The sequence below is a fragment of the Glutamicibacter sp. MOO4 genome (assembly GCF_056934395.1).
Map to the genome: position 1 here is coordinate 1,320,267 of NZ_CM167800.1, position 18,037 is coordinate 1,338,303.

Sequence of the window (18,037 nt, forward strand, 5' to 3'; positions counted from 1 at the left end):
GCCAACAAATCGTCTGTGCATTACAAATCGGTTCACCGATCTTCGGATTGATTGAACTCCTACCGAAACGAATTCTTCATCTTCTCTTCTTCACTGCAGATAAAACATCTCGACGACTTTCAACGTCACATCTCTGTGGATTCCTTGTTCTACTCCGCTAGCGTGGGGTCATTACCCGTTAGCAGCCTGGATTCCGACGATGTTTAAGCTAGTGCAGCGACTCCCGTTTTGGCCGATACCGGCAAAATCAGTATTCGATAGTCCGTATCGACGGCAGGCGAATCGTTCTCGGCAGCTCTGCTCGAGGTAACCCAAAATTTTCCGGTTCGGAACTTCGAATCGGCAACCAGGCCACATCGTGGCCAATCAATAAATAAGGAAATAACACTATGGCCACTGGCACCGTGAAATGGTTCAACGCTGAAAAGGGCTTCGGCTTCATCGCTCCTTCTGATGGATCTGCTGACGTTTTCGCACACTACAGCGCTATCCAGAGCTTCGGTTTCCGTAGCCTCGAAGAGGGCCAGACCGTTGAGTACACCCTGGAAGCTGGTCCAAAGGGCCCACAGGCTACCAACATCCAGGCTCGCTAAGAGACTTCCTTCGAAGGTGCAGTTCCCCCGCAAAGGTTGGAACTGCACCTTCGATGTGTTTAACCCGGAAGTTCAACTCATTTTGTTCGTCGCGCTGCCAATGGTGAGTGCTCCTGAATAACACCAACACCAAGCAAACGGGCAGGTATTGAAGCCAGCTTGGGAAAACGTCGAAGCAACACAGCTACCGGCAGCGGTAAAGTGACTTCTTCGTTGCTCCGCATGATCCGCCGCAGCCTACGATGCATGATGCGTTGCACTGATTGGACAATAATCGTTGGGACAATGCGTCGCTTCTGAACTCTTTGAACGTCTCTGTCGGAGATCGTCCATTTCCGTAACGGTTCAGCCAGAATTCTGGCGGTCGCCACCGCGTCTTGAACCGCAAGGTTGACGCCAACTCCACCAACCGGGCTCATCGCATGCGCCGAATCTCCGATGCACAATAATCCGGAGCGCCACCACCGTCGGGCACGATTAAGCTTGACGTCTAAAAGTTTCGCATCATCCAAGCTCAGATCGCCAACACCGGTGGCAAGTTCTGGATCGGCTTCAATGATTGAACTGCGCCACGCCTGAACTCCTTGGGCTCGAAGCTCGGAATCCATGCCTTTAGGCAGCAACATCGCCATCTGCACATAGTCAGTTCTGGGAATCATGACGAACGACTTATCTCGAGCGAATGCTGGGGACAAAACATTCGGGCGATCCAATTGGCCTGGTACCTTGAACCACCAGACATCAATCGGAACTGCAAAGTCTTTCATCACAATCCCTGCGGAATCCCGAATCCTCGACCACCGCCCGTCTGCTGCGATCGTTAACAGGGCTCTGATCTCCTTGACCCCGTCTGGCCCTGAATATCGAACACCGACAATCCTGTCGCCCACACTCAAGACGTCAAGGACTTCGCAGTTCATCCGCAGATCAAAGTTCGGCTCGGCTTCCCCGGCACGAGCTAACAGATTCAAGAAGTCCCACTGTGGCGCCATCGCTATATATGGATAGGGATGATTGATCGCCGCTAGGTTCAGCACGGTAGTTACCTTGCCGTCGCGGGTAGGGAACTGTGCACCGCTAACCTTGCTGAAATCGATCTTTTCAAATTCGCTCATCAAGCCAAGCTCATCTAGCAACTGCAGCGTTGATGGATGGATTGTGTCACCGCGAAAATCTCGGAGAAAATCTGCGTGCTTCTCCAGTACGGTCACTGGCACACCACAGCGGGCCAGCAAGAGACCTGCCACCATGCCGGCAGGGCCTCCCCCGGCAATTACACATCTAGTGTCGAACTCCATCGTCGTTTCCCTTCGGGAATGATCTGCCAGTTCCAGCTTGTCACCAATGCTCGCACATGAATAGTGCTTGCAAAGCTGATCACCAGGACTTGCTAGTTTCTCGATTCAGGAAAGTTCACGTCTTGTGTTCACCGACGTAGCAATGAATTTGGAGACGATAGAAACGAGCCAGGGCCTGCAGTAATCTGCAGGCCCTGGCTCATTTATACCTTTTCAGGCGACTCGAAGTTGAAGGACTAGAAGTCCCAGTCCTCGTCTTCGGTGTTGACTGCCTTACCAATGACGTAGGAGGAACCCGATCCGGAGAAGAAGTCGTGGTTCTCATCAGCATTCGGGCTCAATGCAGCCAGAATTGCTGGGGATACGTCGGTTACGGTCGATGGGAACATCGCTTCGTAGCCCAAGTTCATCAGCGCCTTGTTAGCGTTGTAGTGCAGGAACTTCTTAACATCTTCAGCCAAACCAACTGGATCATAAAGATCGTGAGTGTACTGAACTTCGTTTTCGTACAGCTCGTACATGAGCTCGAAGGTGTAGTCCTTCAGCTCCTGCTTGCGTTCTTCGCTAGCGCCTTCCAAGCCCTTCTGGAACTTGTAGCCGATGTAGTAGCCGTGGACGGCTTCATCGCGAATGATCAAGCGGATCAAGTCAGCGGTGTTGGTCAGCTTTGCGTGCGAGGACCAGTGCATTGGCAGGTAGAAGCCGGAGTAGAACAGGAACGACTCGAGCAGAGTCGAAGCGATCTTTCGCTTCAGTGGATCTTCACCGTGGTAGTAGCCTTCGATGATCTGAGCTTTCTTCTGCAGGTTCACGTTCTCAGTGGACCAACGGAAAGCCTCATCAATTTCCTTGGTGGATGCCAAGGTCGAGAAGATCGAGGAGTAGCTCTTTGCGTGCACCGATTCCATGAACGCGATGTTGGTGTACACGGCCTCTTCATGAGGGGTGATTGCATCTGGAATCAACGACACTGCACCGACGGTTCCCTGAATGGTATCCAGCAGGGTTAGACCGGTGAATACACGCATGGTCAGCAGTTTTTCGTCTTCGGTCAAGGTAGCCCACGACTGGATGTCGTTGGACAGCGGCACCTTCTCAGGAAGCCAGAAGTTGTTGACGAGACGGTTCCAAACCTCAACGTCTTTGTCATCCTGGATACGGTTCCAGTTGATCGCTTCAACCTTATTGGTCAGCTGAATCTTCTCGGTCATTGCCCCTCATCGAAAAGCTAAATCGTGTAACGAACTTTGCTACCAACTCTACCGTTCTTTCAAACTGTACAGAGTCAGCAAAACTTAAATCTAGCGTCAGATCTCATGTGATCTGACGTGTGTTTTTATACAAAGCAGCTGCCGTTGGTTCGGACCAAACGGCAGCTGCTTTGTGATATTAGCGCCCTATTGAGTGGCTACTAATCTCAGGCATTACAGTGCGCAGGAAACGCAACCTTCAACTTCGGTACCTTCCAAGGCCATCTGGCGCAGGCGGATGTAGTAAAGGCTCTTAATGCCCTTACGCCATGCGTAGATCTGTGCCTTGTTGATGTCACGAGTAGTTACGGTGTCCTTGAAGAACAGAGTCAACGACAAGCCCTGATCCACGTGCTGGGTAGCAGCAGCGTAGGTGTCAATGATCTTCTCGTAGCCGATCTCGTAAGCATCTTCGTAGAAGTCGATGTTCTCGTTGTTCATGTAAGGAGCCGGGTAGTAAACGCGGCCGATCTTACCTTCCTTGCGGATCTCGATCTTCGCTGCGACCGGGTGGATCGAGGAAGTCGAGTTGTTGATGTACGAGATCGAACCGGTTGGTGGAACAGCCTGCAGGTTCTGGTTGTAGATACCGTGCTCCATAACCGACGCCTTCAGAGCGTTCCAGTCTTCCTGGGTAGGAATGTGGATGTCGGCAAAGAGCTCGCGTACGCGCTCGGTTGCTGGAACCCACTGCTGGTCGGTGTACTTGTCGAAGAATTCTCCCGACGCGTACTTTGAGTTCTCGAAGTTATCGAAAGTTTCACCGCGCTCCATGGCGATCTTGTTCGACGCAGTCAATGCGTGGAACAGAATCGTGTAGAAGTAGATGTTGGTGAAGTCGATGCCTTCTTCAGAACCGTAGTAGATGTGCTCGCGAGCGAGGAAGCCGTGCAGGTTCATCTGGCCTAGGCCGATGGCGTGCGACTTCTTGTTGCCGTCTGCAATCGAAGGAACCGAACCGATGTAGGACATATCCGACACGGCGCTCAGTGCGCGGATCGCGATGTCTACAGAAGCTGCCAGGTTCTTGCCGTCCATAGCCTTGGCAATGTTCATGGAACCAAGGTTGCAAGAAATATCCTTGCCAACCTTTGAGTAGCTCAAGTCATCGCCGAATTCAGAGGCTGACGAAACCTGCAAGATTTCCGAGCAGAGGTTCGACATGGTGATACGGCCGGCAATTGGGTTTGCCTTGTTCACGGTGTCTTCGAACATGATGTACGGGTAACCGGACTCGAACTGGATCTCTGCCAGAGTCTGGAAGAAGTCACGAGCGCTGATCTTCGCCTTCTTGATACGCGAGTCATCAACCATCTCGTAGTACTTTTCAGTAACCGAGATTTCGCTGAACGGTACGCCGTAAACGCGCTCTACATCGTAAGGGCTGAACAGGTACATGTCTTCGTTCTTGCGAGCAAGTTCGAAGGTGATGTCTGGGATGACAACGCCCAAAGACAGGGTCTTGATACGGATCTTCTCATCAGCATTTTCACGCTTGGTGTCCAAGAACCGGTAGATGTCTGGGTGGTGTGCGTTCAAGTAGACCGCGCCAGCACCCTGACGTGCGCCAAGCTGGTTGGCGTAGGAGAAGGAATCTTCAAGAAGCTTCATCACTGGGATGACGCCCGAGGACTGGTTCTCAATCTGCTTGATCGGTGCACCGTGCTCACGCAGGTTGGTCAGTGATAGTGCAACACCGCCACCGCGCTTGGAAAGCTGCAGCGAGGAGTTGACCGCACGGGCGATGGATTCCATGTTGTCTTCAATACGAAGCAAGAAGCAGGAAACTAGTTCGCCACGCTGAGCCTTACCAGCGTTGAGGAAGGTTGGAGTTGCAGGCTGGAAACGACCGTCAATGATCTCGTCAACGAGCTGGGTTGCCAACTTTTCATCGCCACGAGCAAGGTGCAGTGCAACCATGCATACGCGGTCTTCGTAACGCTCTAGGTAACGCTTGCCGTCAAAAGTCTTCAGCGTGTAAGAGGTGTAGAACTTGAAGGCGCCCAAGAAAGTTTCGAAACGGAACTTCTTGTCGAAGGCGTGCTTAAACAGATCACGAATGTAGTTCATCGAGTACTGATCAAGAGTCTCGCGCTCGTAGTACTCGTGCTTTACGAGGTAAGCCAGCTTCTCGTCAAGATCATGGAAGAACACGGTGTTGTTGTTCACGTGATCCAAGAAGTACTGACGGGCTGCGTAGCGATCTACTTCAAACTGGATCTTTCCATCTGGACCGTAAAGGTTCAGCATGGCGTTCAGGTCGTTGTAGCTCAAGCCCTGGAACTGGGCTGGGAGCTCCTTTGAGCTCGTCATCGTTCCTGCCAATTCGGCGACGCTGGTGTCCAAAAGGTTTCAAGCCCTTCTTTGACTTTGAGAACGTCTTCCGACGTCCCCATAAGTTCGAATGTATAAAGTACGGGTACGTTGCATTTCTGAGCAATTCGCTTAGCCGCGATGCAGTAGTACTCGCCGAAGTTTGTGTTCCCCGCACCGATCACTCCACGAAGATTTACTCGATTTTCGTCATACCGCAGGAATTTCATGATTTGCGGAACGATGGAGTGTTTGCCTCGCTCTCCCCCATAGGTGGGGATGAGCAATACGTACGGTGCGGCGGAAATGAGCGGCGGCTCGGTGGCAAAGACCGGGATCCGAGCCGCATTCATCTCTAGTTTGTCCACGAACCTCTTGGTGTTCTCCGAAACCGAAGAGAAATAAATCAACTGCGATTTGGTGAGGTTAACTGATTCGTGGGCCTCAGCGTTTTGCTTGTCGGCAAGTGCTGTGGGTGACATCTTTTTTGCCTCCACTACAAAGTGAGCGGATTGGGCTGGTGCTTAGTTAGCTGGAGCCAGCAGATCGATCTTGTCTGGACGGAAGCCCGACCAGTGATCATCGTCGGTAACGACGACAGGTGCCTGCATGTAGCCCAAGCCACGGACGTGCTCCAACGCAGTGGCATCTTGCGAGATGTCGACCTTGTTGTACTCGACGCCCTTCTTATCCAACGCGCGGTAAGTAGCGTTGCACTGAACGCAGGAAGGCTTCGTGTAAACGGTGATGGCCATGTCCCTGATCCCCTTTAGAAAATTCTTGATGTTGGCCGGATTCCATCTGCTGATGGAAATTCCCAGCTGTCCTCTCGGATGCCTCAAAAACAGGGTCTTTGAGGTGCTACTGGTGCGAGCCGCACCAACGAGTTCAATACTACATGTTGTGTTTAGTCGGTCAAGCAGCCACAAGATGATGTATTACAAGTATGTCATTCTTCCCCCGCTACGTCCACAGGAACTGTGGATATTCGACCCCGTTTAAACCGCGATTTTTCGGGGTCTGTCAAACTTTTTCCACAGCTTCGTCGCCACAGCATGTGGGTTAAAAATTATTCTGTGACAAGTTTCTCGGCGTGTTCTCATTGCTACATCTAGTCCGCCGTGTGCCCTCGCCCCACTACATATAGTGTGGCTCCAAATGCCGACACTTCAGCTTCTAGCCCACGCGCTGTGCACAACCGGAGAACCTCAACCGGCGAGCACGGGGCAGAGGAAAGGGCAGCAAGCCAAATTAGCTCGCTGCCCTCCTATGGATCCGTCACCGGCCGCTAGTCGCTAGTCGCTAGTTGCTCACCGTGTTAGGCGTAGTTGCGAGCGCCAAAGATTCCCTGGCCCACCCGCACCACGGTGGCACCTTCGGCAATAGCCAGTTCGTAGTCGCCACTCATGCCCATAGACAGGTGTTTAAAGCCCGCCGGCGCATCCGGCTGCAAGGACTCTAGGGTTTGACGCAACAGGGAGAAGCTCGCGCGAATCTGTTGTTCATCAGTGGTGTGGGCGGCCATAGTCATCAGCCCTACCGGATTAAGCCGATCCAACGACGAGAGACCATCAAGTAACTCTGCAGCAGCTGAGGCAGAAATTCCCGACTTACTTTCCTCACCCGAGGTATTTACCTGGATGAACACCTCAAGGGTGCGGTCCTCTAGTTCTAGACGACGCTGTAGGGTTTCAGCCAGCTTCAACGAATCCAATGCGTGGAACTCATCAGCAAACTGGGCCACAAATTTTGCCTTGTTGGTTTGCAACGGGCCAATGATGGCGTAGCGCAGGTGAGGGAACTGCTCGCGGAAAATTTCGTGCTTCCCCTGAGCTTCTTGAACCTTGTTCTCCCCCAAGGTACTGACCCCGGCCGCGATGGCCAGCGACAACCGATCAACATCGATGGTCTTGGTGACCGGCAACAATCGCACAGAGTCCGCTTCACGGCCTGCAGCACTGGTGGCCGCAGCAATGCGCTGGTTCACCGCCGCAAGGTTATTAACGAAGTCTTCGGTGGTAGCCGCGTGCGCGGCAGCAGGTTGCGAAGTCAAGACGCCTACTTTCTAGCTCTCACAAAAATGTTGCTGGCGCCAAAGGCGCCAGCAACAAGCATATGCATAAATCCTTAGAACACTTGACGCCAGTTGGTCTTGGCCAGATCCAGCAACTCATCTCCACGACCCGACAGGACCGTACGGATGGCATAGAGCGCAAAGCCCTTAGCCTGCTCGAGCTTCACATTTGGTGGCATCGACATTTCCTGGCGATCCGTGATCACATCAAGCACTGCAGGGCCATCGTGAGCCAAGAATTCCTTGACTGTGGACTCCAGCTGAGCCGAGTCCTCCACCCGGTAGCCCTTGAGTCCGGCCGCGGTGGCCACTGCACCAAAGTCAGGATTCTGCAGATCGGTGGCATAGGTGACAAAGCCGGCGGCCTTCATTTCCAGCTCAACAAAGTTCAAGGACGAGTTGTTGAAGACCACTACCTTGACCGGCAACTTATTCTGCGTGGCGGTCAGCAGTTCGCCCAGCATCATGGCTAGCCCACCGTCGCCAGCAAAGGCAATCACCTGACGGCTACGATCCACCGCCTGGGCACCCAGAGCCTGCATCAGCGCGTTAGCCATCGAACCGTGGTTAAAGGACCCGAGCACCCGACGCTTGCCGGTCATGGTCAGGTAGCGGGCAGCCCAAATCACCGGGGAGCCAACATCGGCGGTGAAGACCGCGTCCTCATCGGCCGCTTGATCAATAAGTCGTGCAAGGTACTGCGGGTGAATCGCCGAGCCAGGCTTCGAAGGCTCAGCGAGCTCGTCAAGCTTGGTGCGCGTCTTACGGTAATGCTCTAGGGCGTGCTCCAAGTGCTTACGATGCGTTTGCACCGGCAATAGTGCGCTCAGCGCAGCGGCAGTGTCTTTGACCGTACCCACCAATGGCACGTCAACCTTGGTGCGTCGCCCAATCTGTTCGCCGCGGATGTCCACTTGGATGATCGTGGCGTTTTGTGGGTAGAACTGTTGGTACGGGAAGTCTGTGCCCAGCATCAACAGCACATCACACTCGGCGATGGCCTTAGCGCCGGAGGCGAAGCCCAGCAGGCCGGTCATGCCCACGTCGAAGGGGTTGTCGTACTCGATATGTTCCTTACCGCGCATGGCGTGGACAATCGGGGCGGCGAGCTTATCGGCTAGGGCCACGACCTCGTCATGGGCACCAGCAACGCCGGCGCCAGCAAGGATGGTCACCTTACGCGAACCCTCAAGGATCTCTGCGGCACGCTCGAGCTCCTGCTCATTGGGCAGAACACGAGGGTTGGTCTTAGCGATGAGCTGAGTTGCAGTGCGCTCCATTTCCGACAGGGCAACGTCTCCGGCAATCACCAATACGGCGACGCCACGCTTTTCGATGGCCTCACGGATGGCGATGCGAAGCATGCGTGGCATTTGCTTTGGATCAGAAACCTGCTCAGCATAAACGGAGCACCCACGGAAAACTTCCACCGGGTTGGTTTCCTGGAAGTAGTTGGAGCCAATTTCCTCGGTGGGGATCTGTGCGGCGATGGCCAACACCGGAACTCGCGAACGATTAGCGTCGTACAGGCCGTTGATCAGGTGAAGGTTGCCAGGTCCACAGGAGCCAACGCAGACGGCCAGCTCGCCGGTAATTTCTGCTTCAGCTGCGGCGGCAAAGGCGGCGGCTTCCTCATGTCGATGGTGAACCCACTCCATTCGACCGTTCTCGCGTAGTGCATCGGTGAGTCCATTTAGCGAGTCCCCCGGGATACCGTAAATACGGCGAACCCCTTGGGCATCAAGCTGTTCAATCAGGTGGTCGGCTACATTAGGCAAAACATTCCTCCTGCACACATTTTTTTGCGGGTCTACTGCTCACAGTACTGCGCCCATCTACCTTGTGCCATGGCTACGCACCAGTTGACATGGTTCCGCTGAGCACAACAACTAGTGCCGCAGAACACATCTGCTGACACTTCTTAATGTTCAGCGTGCACCAAAGCCATGACAGGCCAGCACTTAGCTAGGCTGAACTAATAAGGCAGTGCACCAACAAGTGCACCAATACAGGAGCAAGAGGCAAGCTAATGACTCAACCGCGCCGCATGGCCAACACCAACCAACTACCTGCTGGGGTGAAAAACGGGGCGATTTGGAAGCTGGAACCAGAAGAACGAGACCTTGATGCCAACGTCATCTCCTTGGCGCCAGACCAGAGCATCGGGGCACATCAAGGCCCGGCGCTCGATGTGCTGCTCCACATTTTTGCCGGCTCGGGCACCTTGGTCACCGAGGACTCGCGAATCGAGTTAACTCTCGGCGACATCATTTATCTGCCCGCTCGATCACAACGAGAATTTATCGCTGGGTCAGCTGGCTTGGCCTACTTCTCGGTGCACCAGCGTAAACGCACCCAGGGTTTGATGCCCACACCACCAGCTGTCTAAAGCAAAAAGCTAAAAAGCAAAAACTAGTGCTCGAACGTACCTGTGGCGAGGAACTGCTCCATCGCTTCGGTGTACGGGGCAAGGTTCAAGCCTTGATCATCAAGCCACTGCTGGTTGTAATAGGTGTTTGTGTAGCGCTCGCCGGAGTCGCAGAGCAGGGTCACCACACTGCCCTGCTCACCGTTTTTTAGCATCTGCGAGATGGTCTTAAACGCGGCGTAAAGGTTGGTGCCGGTGGAACCGCCAGCAAAGTACCTAGTCTTGGCACGCAGCAAGTGCATGGCTGCCAAGGAGGCTGCGTCCGGGACCTGCATCATATGGTCGATCACGCCGGGCATAAAAGAAGGCTCAACCGTCGGTCGCCCGATACCTTCAATTCTTGAACCCGTACCGGAGACGTAATCGGGGTTTCCGGTTTTCCAGCCTTCATAAAATGCGGAGCCTTCTGGGTCCGCAACACAGATGCGGGTGTCGTGCTGCTTATAACGAGCGTAGCGGCCAAAGGTTGCACTGGTTCCGCCGGTTCCGGCGCCTACGACAATCCAGCTTGGGATTGGGTGCGGTTCGGCAGACATCTGGGCATAGACCGATTCAGCAATGTTGTTATTCCCTCGCCAATCGGTGGCCCGCTCAGCGTAGGTAAACTGGTCAAGATAGTAGCCACCAGACTGGGCTGCCAACTCGCGGGCTGCAACATCTAATTGCCCAGCACCGTCAACAAGGTGGCATCGACCGCCGTAAAACTCGATGAGCTTAATCTTCTCGGTGCTCGTGGAGGCGGGTACCACCGCGATGAATTCCAGTCCGAGCATGCGCGAGAAGTAGGCTTCTGATACCGCGGTTGATCCGCTGGAAGCCTCCACCAAGGTGGTACCTTCCTTGATTCGTCCATTAACTAGTCCGTAGAGCAGCAGTGAACGGGCTAGTCGGTGTTTGAGCGAACCGGTGGGGTGCACCGACTCGTCTTTGAGGTACAGCTCAATCCCCCAGTGCGCCGGAAGCTCAAACCCCAACAGGTGTGTGTCAGCGCTGCGATTGGCGTCGGCGTTGAGCTGAGAAATTGCCTGTCGAACCCAAAGATCAGTCATATCTCAACTCTAACCGTGGCTTGCAGTTTGCACACGTCAACCGTGATAAATTCAAAACTGTGGAAATAAGGTTGGTATCCGGCGCCTACAGCGCACTCATGCTCCTTGGTTTGAGCTGGGCCTTATGGGCAGTACTCGCGGCGTCTAACCTGGTTGACGTGGCCGGTAGCTGGCTGGAACGGGACGCTTTTGTCAGTTCTGTTCCCTTGGCTGGACTGCTTCCGTGGCTCGGGCTCATGGCGGCCTTGGGCCTCTATGCCATCTGGCAAGGTATCGCGCGGTGGCGCCTTGAGCTACATCGACGTATGCGACTCTGGGTTCTTGCTGTAGTGCTCTTTAACGCCTTGTGGGTGCTGTGCCTGAAGCAGGAAATGATTGGCCTGAGCCTGCTTTGCGGTTACGTCCTGCTAGCAATTCTTATTCGAATCGCCATCATGATCGATCGCAGCTTCTTGGTCCACCAGATTGATCGCTGGTTAACCAGAGCGTGTTTCGGCTTATTTGCCGGTTGGTTGGCGCTCATTATCCTGGCTCAAACCATCGCCTTCGTCGCCATCCATCACGGCGACCCGAATTCTCTGATGTTCAAAGGCGCCACGGCTTTGGTGCTCGTTCTGCTCGCACTGTTCTTATGCGCTATTAGTTTCAAAAATCCCATCGGGATTTACCTCAACGCCGGAGCACTATGGGTTTTGGTCTGGATCATTATCGATCGGTACACGGGCCGAGATTCCTCGCCGTTATTTGCCACCGCCAGCCTGGTTGCCGCCATACTGATGCTCATTTGTCTGCTCAGTGCGCTACGCACACGCATCCGAAAGATCCTCGGTTCGCACTGAGCGCAACGCCGTGCGCTTGAGAGCTAACGGCTAGCTGGCTAGGCTAGTGAATGAGACCTAAAGGTCCACCAGAGAGGAAAACATGTCGAAGACTGCTAAGAGCTTTAAAGAAGTTGAGAAGTCATTGGCGAAACTCGCCAAGGCTGCCAAAGAAGAACTGCCAAAGGAAATCCGTGGCGGCTGGAATGAGGCTGTTTCCGGTGTCAATGTTGAAGCAATCAGCAAGGCTGGCTCCAACTTGATCGACAACGTCGGTGGTAACTCCAAGGCTGCTAAGCGTGCTCGAACTTCGGTTCAGAGCGCCGTACAGTCGGCTCAGAAGAACTTGGCTCCGAAGGAGAAGTCCAATAAGGGCGGCAAGTTCCTTCTTATTTCCTTGGTAATCGCAGCCGTTGCTGCTGTGGTCGTTTCCCAGGTTCAGAAGAAGAAATAAGCTTATTTTTTAGGGCGTGGCATCCATGGATGCCACGCCCTAATTCATGCCCAGAACCTGGAGCTGACAGCTATTTCGTTCGACGCTCTCGTGCTGATTTGACTGCAGCTGCAGCTCCTAGAACCGCAACCACCAGACTCACAGGAATCAGCCACAAGCTATCGGCGCCAGTTCTGACTTCCTTTACTCGTGGCTGCGCCTGGGCCAGTGGCACCAGTTGTGCGCGGCCAGGTTTCTCAGAGATGACTCCTTGGCTTGCTACATCAGGTAATGGCGAATCCTGCAGATCAAATACGTTTGCTACTGCCCCAAGCTTGGCAAAGACTATTTCGCCGGTAGCCTCATCCACGGCATCATTGTCGGTCGCTACGTAAACCTGGTCACCGGCTACCGCCAGTCCTTCCAGCTTTTCTTGGGTCCACCCGTGAGATTGTTCAAGTACCGGCAATACGTCAACAGCGAGTTTCTTGTGCACCATTGGTACCGACTCGCCTGAGTCACCCTGCTGGGCCAGCGGCCCCTCGAACTGGTAGATCGCTTTGTGCTTGGCCGCAGGTCCTGGCTGGTTATCGCGTTCGATGACAGCATAAGACCCATCAGGTAACGCGGTAATTTCCGAGAGGCCATTCCACGTTCCCTCAACCGCGGGATCCAGTTTGTATCCAAACCAGCTGAAACCTCCCGTGCTGGGTCTGTACGTGCCGATACGCACAAATGATTCATCTGGAACTTCTCGCTGAAGGGTGAATACAACTTCTTCGTCCTTACCGGTGCCACGAACGCTCACACCTTCAAGGCCCTGTTTCTGCAAGGAGCCCACAACCTCTGAGGGCAGCGCAACTTCCTGCTGCACCTTACCGGTTTCGTCAATCTTCACCAGCGTGTTGTTCTTGCCCGTCGATCCCTCGTTTGCGGCCCAGAACCCACCTTCTTCACGCGCTGCTATTCCTTCGAGGTCTAAGTCGGTACTTGCACCGGTCACGGGAATCGAGCTATCGACAGTGGCGGGATTGCCTGTGGTGATGGAGTAGATCCGTGACGCGTAGGCGTTGTCACTGACCGCATAGAGCTTATTTGGATCTTTTGGATCAGAGCTCAGACCGCTCAAGGCGCCGAATGGAACCAACGATTTTGTATTTGATTCCAGCTGCGGGAATTGTGGCTGATCCGCGCCAAAGGAATACAGGCTCACTACCGAGCGGACTTGATCTTCATCCGTTTCGGAGGCCACGGCCAACAAATTTCGTCCTGGGATTGGCAATAGACCTTCGGGGCCATTGGTAGTAGGTAGCGTCTGCACATAACGCGGTGATTTTGGATCAGACAAGTCATAAACGGCCACGAAGTTAGCTCGCTCTGTTGCTACAAAGCCGTAGTCCACCCCGTTGTAGTTAGCGATGGCCAGACCCTCAGGCTCCGTACCTTTTTTATCAGCCCGGCCTTCTGGGAACAGACCTTGAGACAGCGCGAGTTGTTCTAGCGAATTACCGGCGTCCCAGACGATTTTCCCGGTGCGTGAATCAAAGATCGTGAAACCTCGGCTTCCGCCCTTCCAATCGCCTTCATTGGCGGTGGCTAGATATCGGTCTTGAAGCCATGCAATCGCATCAGGTTCACGAGGCACGGCGTCCAGTGATCCGTTGACATCCAGTTGCCCATCGTCCTTTGTGTCGATGCCTTCTAGATCAACGGTGCCGGTGCTAAATGCGCGCCTGAGTTTTGCTGTGCGCAAGTCGATGAGCACAACTCCGTTATTTTCTTGGAGGGTTACCGCCAACTGATTTTTGGTGTTGATACTGACGTATTCTGGCTCCGGATCTTCTGGAGTATCCAGCCCTGCCTTGGCCAGTAGTGGCAGGGGCTTAGGATCGGAGCGTGTTCCGGAGGTGAGGGGTACCTCTCGAAGCCGCCACGACTCAGCGTTTTTATCTTTGAAGTCAATGATGGCAACTGCCCCAGCTGGCGCTTGCGGTAGACCGCCCTCGCCTAATTCCTCATCGCGTTCATTCTCAATGGCAATGCCTGCATAAGCTCCATCTTTAGAAATTGCTATGGAGTCAGGTTGGCCGGACAGTTTGATACTGTGTACCAATTTGCGGTCAGAAATTCGAACTACGTCTACTCGTCCAGAGGGATCACCATAGCTAGCGGAGCTATTGACGACCACAAGCACGTATTGACCGTAGGCGGCAACACTCGTGGGCTCGTCTTCGGCGCTTCCTAATTCATGCAAACCGAGCAGGCCAAGTCCTCGAGGGCTGGAGGGGTCTCTAATATCAAGGAAGCCGATGCTGCCAGAGAGTGCATCTGAGTAGATCAGTGTGTTTTCGTCGGAAGAGACCGTCGAAATTTCCGCTGCCGTTGTCGCTTGGGCTCCATCAGGATGGTTTTGATAAACAGGATAGGTAGCGACCCGTTCGAAGTACTCGGCGTTGTCCGCCATTACCGGTGGTGCGATGGCCGATGCCAGTAAAACTGCTGCCATCAATCCAAAACTCTTTGTTGCAGCGCGAGACACGCGTTTCTCCCTTGAGTATTTCCAGACTTTTCCTCCCAAGATTCTCAGTACAGAACCAAATGCTGGTGAACGAAAAGCAACGGTAAACCAGACTGTTCAAGTCGAATGGTTCCGCTCCTCACATTTAGTTGCATGCTTTCAACTAAAAGCGCAAACTCTGATTGTAAGTTCAATTTTCAAGGAGATCCATCATGCAACTAACCAATACCACCGTCCTAGGAACCGGCGTCCTCGGCTCACAGATCCTTTTCCAGACCGCCTACCACGGACTGCCAACTGTCGGCTTCGACATCAACGAGGAGGCACTTCGCGTTGCCGCAGGACGTCTGGACGCACTGGTCCTGGAATATGCCAACTTCTTTGGCGATCAGCACAAGGCCCAGGCCGCCCGTGACTCAATCAAACTGACCACCGATCTAGACGAAGCAGTGAAGCACGCAGATCTAGTCATAGAGGCGGTACCAGAAAGCTTGGCAGTCAAAGAACAGACCTACAGCAAGCTCGCGGAAGCCGCACGCCCGGAGACGATCTTTGTTACCAATTCCTCCACACTATTGCCGTCCGACATCGCCCCCTTCACCGGACGACCAGAACAATTCTTGGCACTGCATTATGCGAACAACATCTGGAAGAACAACACCGGTGAAGTCATGGGCACCGCCCAGACAAGCAAGGAAGCCTACGAGGCAGTCGTAGATTTTGCCGAACGCACCGGCTTGGTAGCCATTCGAGTTCTGAAGGAGCAGCCAGGCTACGTCCTCAACTCGATGCTTGTTCCATTCTTGGAATCGGCGAGCCACCTGTTAGTCAACGAAGTGGCTGACGCTGCCACCATCGACACCACCTGGAAGCTAGGAACCGGTGCACCCTATGGACCGTTTGAAATCTATGACATCGTCGGGCTAAACACCGCCTATCACATCTCCAGCAACGGCGACGAGACCAGCAAGAAATTCGCCGCTCTACTCAAAAGCGAATACATCGATCACGGCAAGCTCGGCGTCGCAACCGGCGAAGGATTCTACAAGTACAACAAGTAGTCCGCGACCCTGAGCACTAATGGGTGCAACCGCTCGGATAGGATGGCTTGGTGGCTCATATCGACGTTACTGACATCCAATACTTCCTCTCCGACGGCACCCAATTGCTGGGCGGCGTCACCTTCAAGGTCTCAGCTGGCACCAAGACCGCACTGATTGGCCCCAACGGTACCGGCAAGACGACCTTATTTAAGATCATTGCCGGTGACCTCAAAGCCGATGAAGGAACCATCAACCGCACCGGAACGCTGGGCATCATGCGCCAGTTTGTTGGCCAAGTCCGGGATGAAACAACCGTCAAAGAATTGTTGCTTTCCACCGCCGCCCCAGCACTTGCTCAGGCCGCACAGAAAGTCGCAAAATACGAAACGCTGATGCTCACCAGCGAGGACGAAAAAGTCCACATGCGTTACGCCGAAGCCATTATTGAATGGGGCGACGCCGGTGGTTACGAGCTAGAAACCACGTGGGACAAGGTCTGCATGGCAGCCCTTGGTGTGGAATTTGATGCCGCTTCCAGTAGGCTCGCCCGCACACTTTCGGGCGGCGAGCAAAAGCGTTTGGTTCTCGAAGCGCTCTTTGAAGGTAACGACGAACTGCTTCTGCTGGACGAGCCAGATAACTATCTTGATGTTCCGGGTAAACGCTGGCTTGAAGAGAAGATGCTCAACTCGCCAAAGACGGTACTTTTTATTAGCCACGACCGCGAGCTACTGAATAACGCTGCCACCCGTATCGTCACACTTGAGCCAGGCCATGGCGGAGCTACCGCTTGGATTCATGGCGGTGCCTTCGGCAGCTACATTCAGGCACGCCAAGAGCGCAACGAGCGGTTTGAGGAACTACGCAAACGCTGGGATGAAGAGCATGCCAAGCTCAAGGAACTGGTCAATATGTATAAGACCAAAGCCGCCTTCCGCTCGGACATGGCCAACCGCTACCATGCGGCAACCACTCGTTTGGAGAAGTTCCTAGAAGCTGGCCCTCCACAGGCAATCCCCCTGGAACAAAACGTGCAGATGCGCCTGAAGGGCGGGCGAACCGCAAAACGTGCCGTAGTAGCCGAAAAGCTTGAACTCTCCGGTCTAATGAAGGCTTTCTCAACAGAAATTTGGTTCGGTGACCGAGTCGGCGTTCTAGGTTCCAACGGATCAGGTAAGTCCCATTTCCTGCGCTTACTAGCCACCGGTGGCAGTGATCCAGAACGTGAGCATCTTCCCGTCTCAGATGTGGTGATTGCCGAGGTTCAGCATGAAGGTACGGTCAAGCTCGGGGCTCGAATCCGCCCGGGGTACTTTGCCCAAACGCACACGCGACCAGATCTTTTTGGTAGGACCCTTCTGGAAATCTTGCACCGAGGCGACGAACACCGCTCAGGCATGGCACGCGAAGCCGCATCCGGCGCGTTGGACGGGTACGGGTTGGCCGGTCAATCGGAACAGAAATTTGAGTCTCTCTCCGGTGGCCAGCAGGCTCGATTCCAGATCTTGTTATTGCAACTTTCTGGTGCCACACTGCTGCTTCTTGATGAGCCAACCGATAACCTCGACCTGCATTCGGGTGAAGCTTTGGAACGGGCCATTAACGCTTTTGAAGGAACCGTTCTTGCTGTCACGCACGACCGCTGGTTTGCCCGCGGCTTTGATCGATTCTTGGTCTTTGGCTCAGACGGAAATGTGTATGAGTCTGCTGAACCAGTGTGGGATGAACAGCGTGTAGTACGCAAACGTTAAGAACCACAGACATAAAACAGCCGGTGAGTTTGGTTGCTTTTGTAAAGACGAAATCAACTAAGCTCACCGGCTGTCTTCATTCACGCGCTTACCGGCATGTTACTGAAAGACGCTAAACCTGATGTTCGGGATGCAATTTCGAATGCGGCGCTTCAAGCTGATGTAAGAGTTGATGGATTCCGGGATGAATCAGCTGCCACCTACGGTATTTGCCGTCACGTTGCACCTGCACCACTTCAGCGCGGTGCAAAGTAGCCAGTGCCTGGGTGACCGTGTTGGCCGAAAGTTGCGTCGCCTCGGCTAGCTGGCTAACCGACGAACCCGGCGCTGCGTGCATGGCGATAAGTATCCTGATACGCGTTTCGTCGGCACATAAAGAAAAAACTTCGATCCATTCCGGAATCGTCTGATGCACCTTCGCGAGCGCGTCAGAGCCAATTCTTTCTAATTCTTCTTCAGCCACGGTTCA

General features: G+C 53.9%; 16 protein-coding genes. 6 read left to right on the forward strand and 10 right to left on the reverse strand.

Annotated features, from left to right (window positions below):
• Positions 1-389 precede the first annotated feature (389 nt).
• Positions 390-593 (forward strand): cold-shock protein, encoded by a 204-nt coding sequence (locus tag AC1Z3F_RS06120; RefSeq protein ID WP_013349123.1) that lies wholly within the window; start codon positions 390-392, stop codon positions 591-593.
• A 77-nt stretch (positions 594-670) separates the two neighbouring features.
• Here AC1Z3F_RS06120 and AC1Z3F_RS06125 read toward each other — a convergent pair whose 3' ends face one another.
• The 7 genes from AC1Z3F_RS06125 to poxB form a co-directional block, all read right to left on the reverse strand.
• Positions 671-1,891 carry an FAD-dependent oxidoreductase gene (locus AC1Z3F_RS06125; RefSeq protein WP_483566804.1) on the reverse strand — a complete coding sequence of 407 codons (1,221 nt, stop codon included), beginning with the start codon at positions 1,889-1,891 and terminating at the stop codon, positions 671-673.
• A gap of 236 nt (positions 1,892-2,127) precedes the next feature.
• Positions 2,128-3,102, reverse strand: a complete 975-nt coding sequence (nrdF, locus tag AC1Z3F_RS06130) for a class 1b ribonucleoside-diphosphate reductase subunit beta (RefSeq protein WP_131088310.1) — start codon at positions 3,100-3,102, stop codon at positions 2,128-2,130.
• Between the two features lie 213 nt (positions 3,103-3,315).
• On the reverse strand, positions 3,316-5,454 hold the full coding sequence (gene nrdE / locus AC1Z3F_RS06135; RefSeq protein ID WP_131088311.1) for a class 1b ribonucleoside-diphosphate reductase subunit alpha: 2,139 nt from the start codon (positions 5,452-5,454) through the stop codon (positions 3,316-3,318).
• Positions 5,451-5,936, reverse strand: a complete 486-nt coding sequence (nrdI, locus tag AC1Z3F_RS06140) for a class Ib ribonucleoside-diphosphate reductase assembly flavoprotein NrdI (RefSeq protein ID WP_131089769.1) — start codon at positions 5,934-5,936, stop codon at positions 5,451-5,453. The genes nrdE and nrdI overlap by 4 nt, the downstream gene beginning before the upstream one ends.
• Before the next feature lie 42 nt (positions 5,937-5,978).
• On the reverse strand, positions 5,979-6,209 hold the full coding sequence (gene nrdH / locus AC1Z3F_RS06145) for a glutaredoxin-like protein NrdH (protein WP_131088312.1): 231 nt from the start codon (positions 6,207-6,209) through the stop codon (positions 5,979-5,981).
• 563 nt (positions 6,210-6,772) lie between these two features.
• On the reverse strand, positions 6,773-7,507 hold the full coding sequence (locus AC1Z3F_RS06150) for a YggS family pyridoxal phosphate-dependent enzyme (protein WP_131088313.1): 735 nt from the start codon (positions 7,505-7,507) through the stop codon (positions 6,773-6,775).
• A gap of 74 nt (positions 7,508-7,581) precedes the next feature.
• Positions 7,582-9,306 carry a ubiquinone-dependent pyruvate dehydrogenase gene (gene poxB / locus AC1Z3F_RS06155; RefSeq protein WP_131088314.1) on the reverse strand — a complete coding sequence of 575 codons (1,725 nt, stop codon included), beginning with the start codon at positions 9,304-9,306 and terminating at the stop codon, positions 7,582-7,584.
• Between the two features lie 251 nt (positions 9,307-9,557).
• Here poxB and AC1Z3F_RS06160 point away from each other — a divergent pair, with 251 nt between their 5' ends.
• The gene (locus tag AC1Z3F_RS06160; RefSeq protein WP_131088315.1) at positions 9,558-9,917 is read left to right on the forward strand and encodes a cupin domain-containing protein; all 360 of its coding nucleotides are present in this window, start codon (positions 9,558-9,560) and stop codon (positions 9,915-9,917) included.
• 23 nt (positions 9,918-9,940) lie between these two features.
• On the opposite strand, the gene AC1Z3F_RS06165 is transcribed toward AC1Z3F_RS06160, so the two are convergent.
• Positions 9,941-11,005, reverse strand: a complete 1,065-nt coding sequence (locus AC1Z3F_RS06165) for a PLP-dependent cysteine synthase family protein (protein ID WP_131088316.1) — start codon at positions 11,003-11,005, stop codon at positions 9,941-9,943.
• A 59-nt stretch (positions 11,006-11,064) separates the two neighbouring features.
• Here AC1Z3F_RS06165 and AC1Z3F_RS06170 point away from each other — a divergent pair, with 59 nt between their 5' ends.
• Both AC1Z3F_RS06170 and AC1Z3F_RS06175 read left to right on the forward strand, forming a co-directional pair.
• Complete coding sequence (locus AC1Z3F_RS06170; RefSeq protein ID WP_483566805.1) at positions 11,065-11,844, forward strand: hypothetical protein; 780 nt, start codon at positions 11,065-11,067, stop codon at positions 11,842-11,844.
• A gap of 82 nt (positions 11,845-11,926) precedes the next feature.
• The gene (locus AC1Z3F_RS06175) at positions 11,927-12,277 is read left to right on the forward strand and encodes a hypothetical protein (RefSeq protein WP_131088318.1); all 351 of its coding nucleotides are present in this window, start codon (positions 11,927-11,929) and stop codon (positions 12,275-12,277) included.
• 70 nt (positions 12,278-12,347) lie between these two features.
• Here the strand turns inward: AC1Z3F_RS06175 and AC1Z3F_RS06180 are convergent, their stop codons facing one another.
• Positions 12,348-14,795: an esterase-like activity of phytase family protein gene (locus AC1Z3F_RS06180; protein ID WP_483566806.1), complete on the reverse strand. Its 2,448-nt coding sequence runs from the start codon at positions 14,793-14,795 to the stop codon at positions 12,348-12,350.
• A gap of 191 nt (positions 14,796-14,986) precedes the next feature.
• On the opposite strand from AC1Z3F_RS06180, the gene AC1Z3F_RS06185 reads away from it, so the two are divergent.
• Positions 14,987-15,835, forward strand: a complete 849-nt coding sequence (locus AC1Z3F_RS06185; RefSeq protein WP_131088320.1) for a 3-hydroxyacyl-CoA dehydrogenase — start codon at positions 14,987-14,989, stop codon at positions 15,833-15,835.
• 50 nt (positions 15,836-15,885) lie between these two features.
• The gene (locus tag AC1Z3F_RS06190) at positions 15,886-17,568 is read left to right on the forward strand and encodes an ABC-F family ATP-binding cassette domain-containing protein (protein WP_131088321.1); all 1,683 of its coding nucleotides are present in this window, start codon (positions 15,886-15,888) and stop codon (positions 17,566-17,568) included.
• A 112-nt stretch (positions 17,569-17,680) separates the two neighbouring features.
• Here AC1Z3F_RS06190 and AC1Z3F_RS06195 read toward each other — a convergent pair whose 3' ends face one another.
• On the reverse strand, positions 17,681-18,031 hold the full coding sequence (locus tag AC1Z3F_RS06195) for an ArsR/SmtB family transcription factor (protein ID WP_131088322.1): 351 nt from the start codon (positions 18,029-18,031) through the stop codon (positions 17,681-17,683).
• Positions 18,032-18,037: the final 6 nt, after the last annotated feature.

Bases quoted from the DNA above. Each gene is read 5' to 3' on its own strand.
- AC1Z3F_RS06120 (WP_013349123.1), top strand. From the start codon at position 390: ATGGCCACTGGCACCGTGAAATGGTTCAACGCTGAAAAGGGCTTCGGC.
- AC1Z3F_RS06125 (WP_483566804.1), bottom strand. From the start codon at position 1,891: ATGGAGTTCGACACTAGATGTGTAATTGCCGGGGGAGGCCCTGCCGGC.
- nrdF (WP_131088310.1), bottom strand. From the start codon at position 3,102: ATGACCGAGAAGATTCAGCTGACCAATAAGGTTGAAGCGATCAACTGG.
- nrdE (WP_131088311.1), bottom strand. From the start codon at position 5,454: ATGACGAGCTCAAAGGAGCTCCCAGCCCAGTTCCAGGGCTTGAGCTAC.
- nrdI (WP_131089769.1), bottom strand. From the start codon at position 5,936: ATGTCACCCACAGCACTTGCCGACAAGCAAAACGCTGAGGCCCACGAA.
- nrdH (WP_131088312.1), bottom strand. From the start codon at position 6,209: ATGGCCATCACCGTTTACACGAAGCCTTCCTGCGTTCAGTGCAACGCT.
- AC1Z3F_RS06160 (WP_131088315.1), top strand. From the start codon at position 9,558: ATGACTCAACCGCGCCGCATGGCCAACACCAACCAACTACCTGCTGGG.
- AC1Z3F_RS06165 (WP_131088316.1), bottom strand. From the start codon at position 11,005: ATGACTGATCTTTGGGTTCGACAGGCAATTTCTCAGCTCAACGCCGAC.
- AC1Z3F_RS06175 (WP_131088318.1), top strand. From the start codon at position 11,927: ATGTCGAAGACTGCTAAGAGCTTTAAAGAAGTTGAGAAGTCATTGGCG.
- AC1Z3F_RS06185 (WP_131088320.1), top strand. From the start codon at position 14,987: ATGCAACTAACCAATACCACCGTCCTAGGAACCGGCGTCCTCGGCTCA.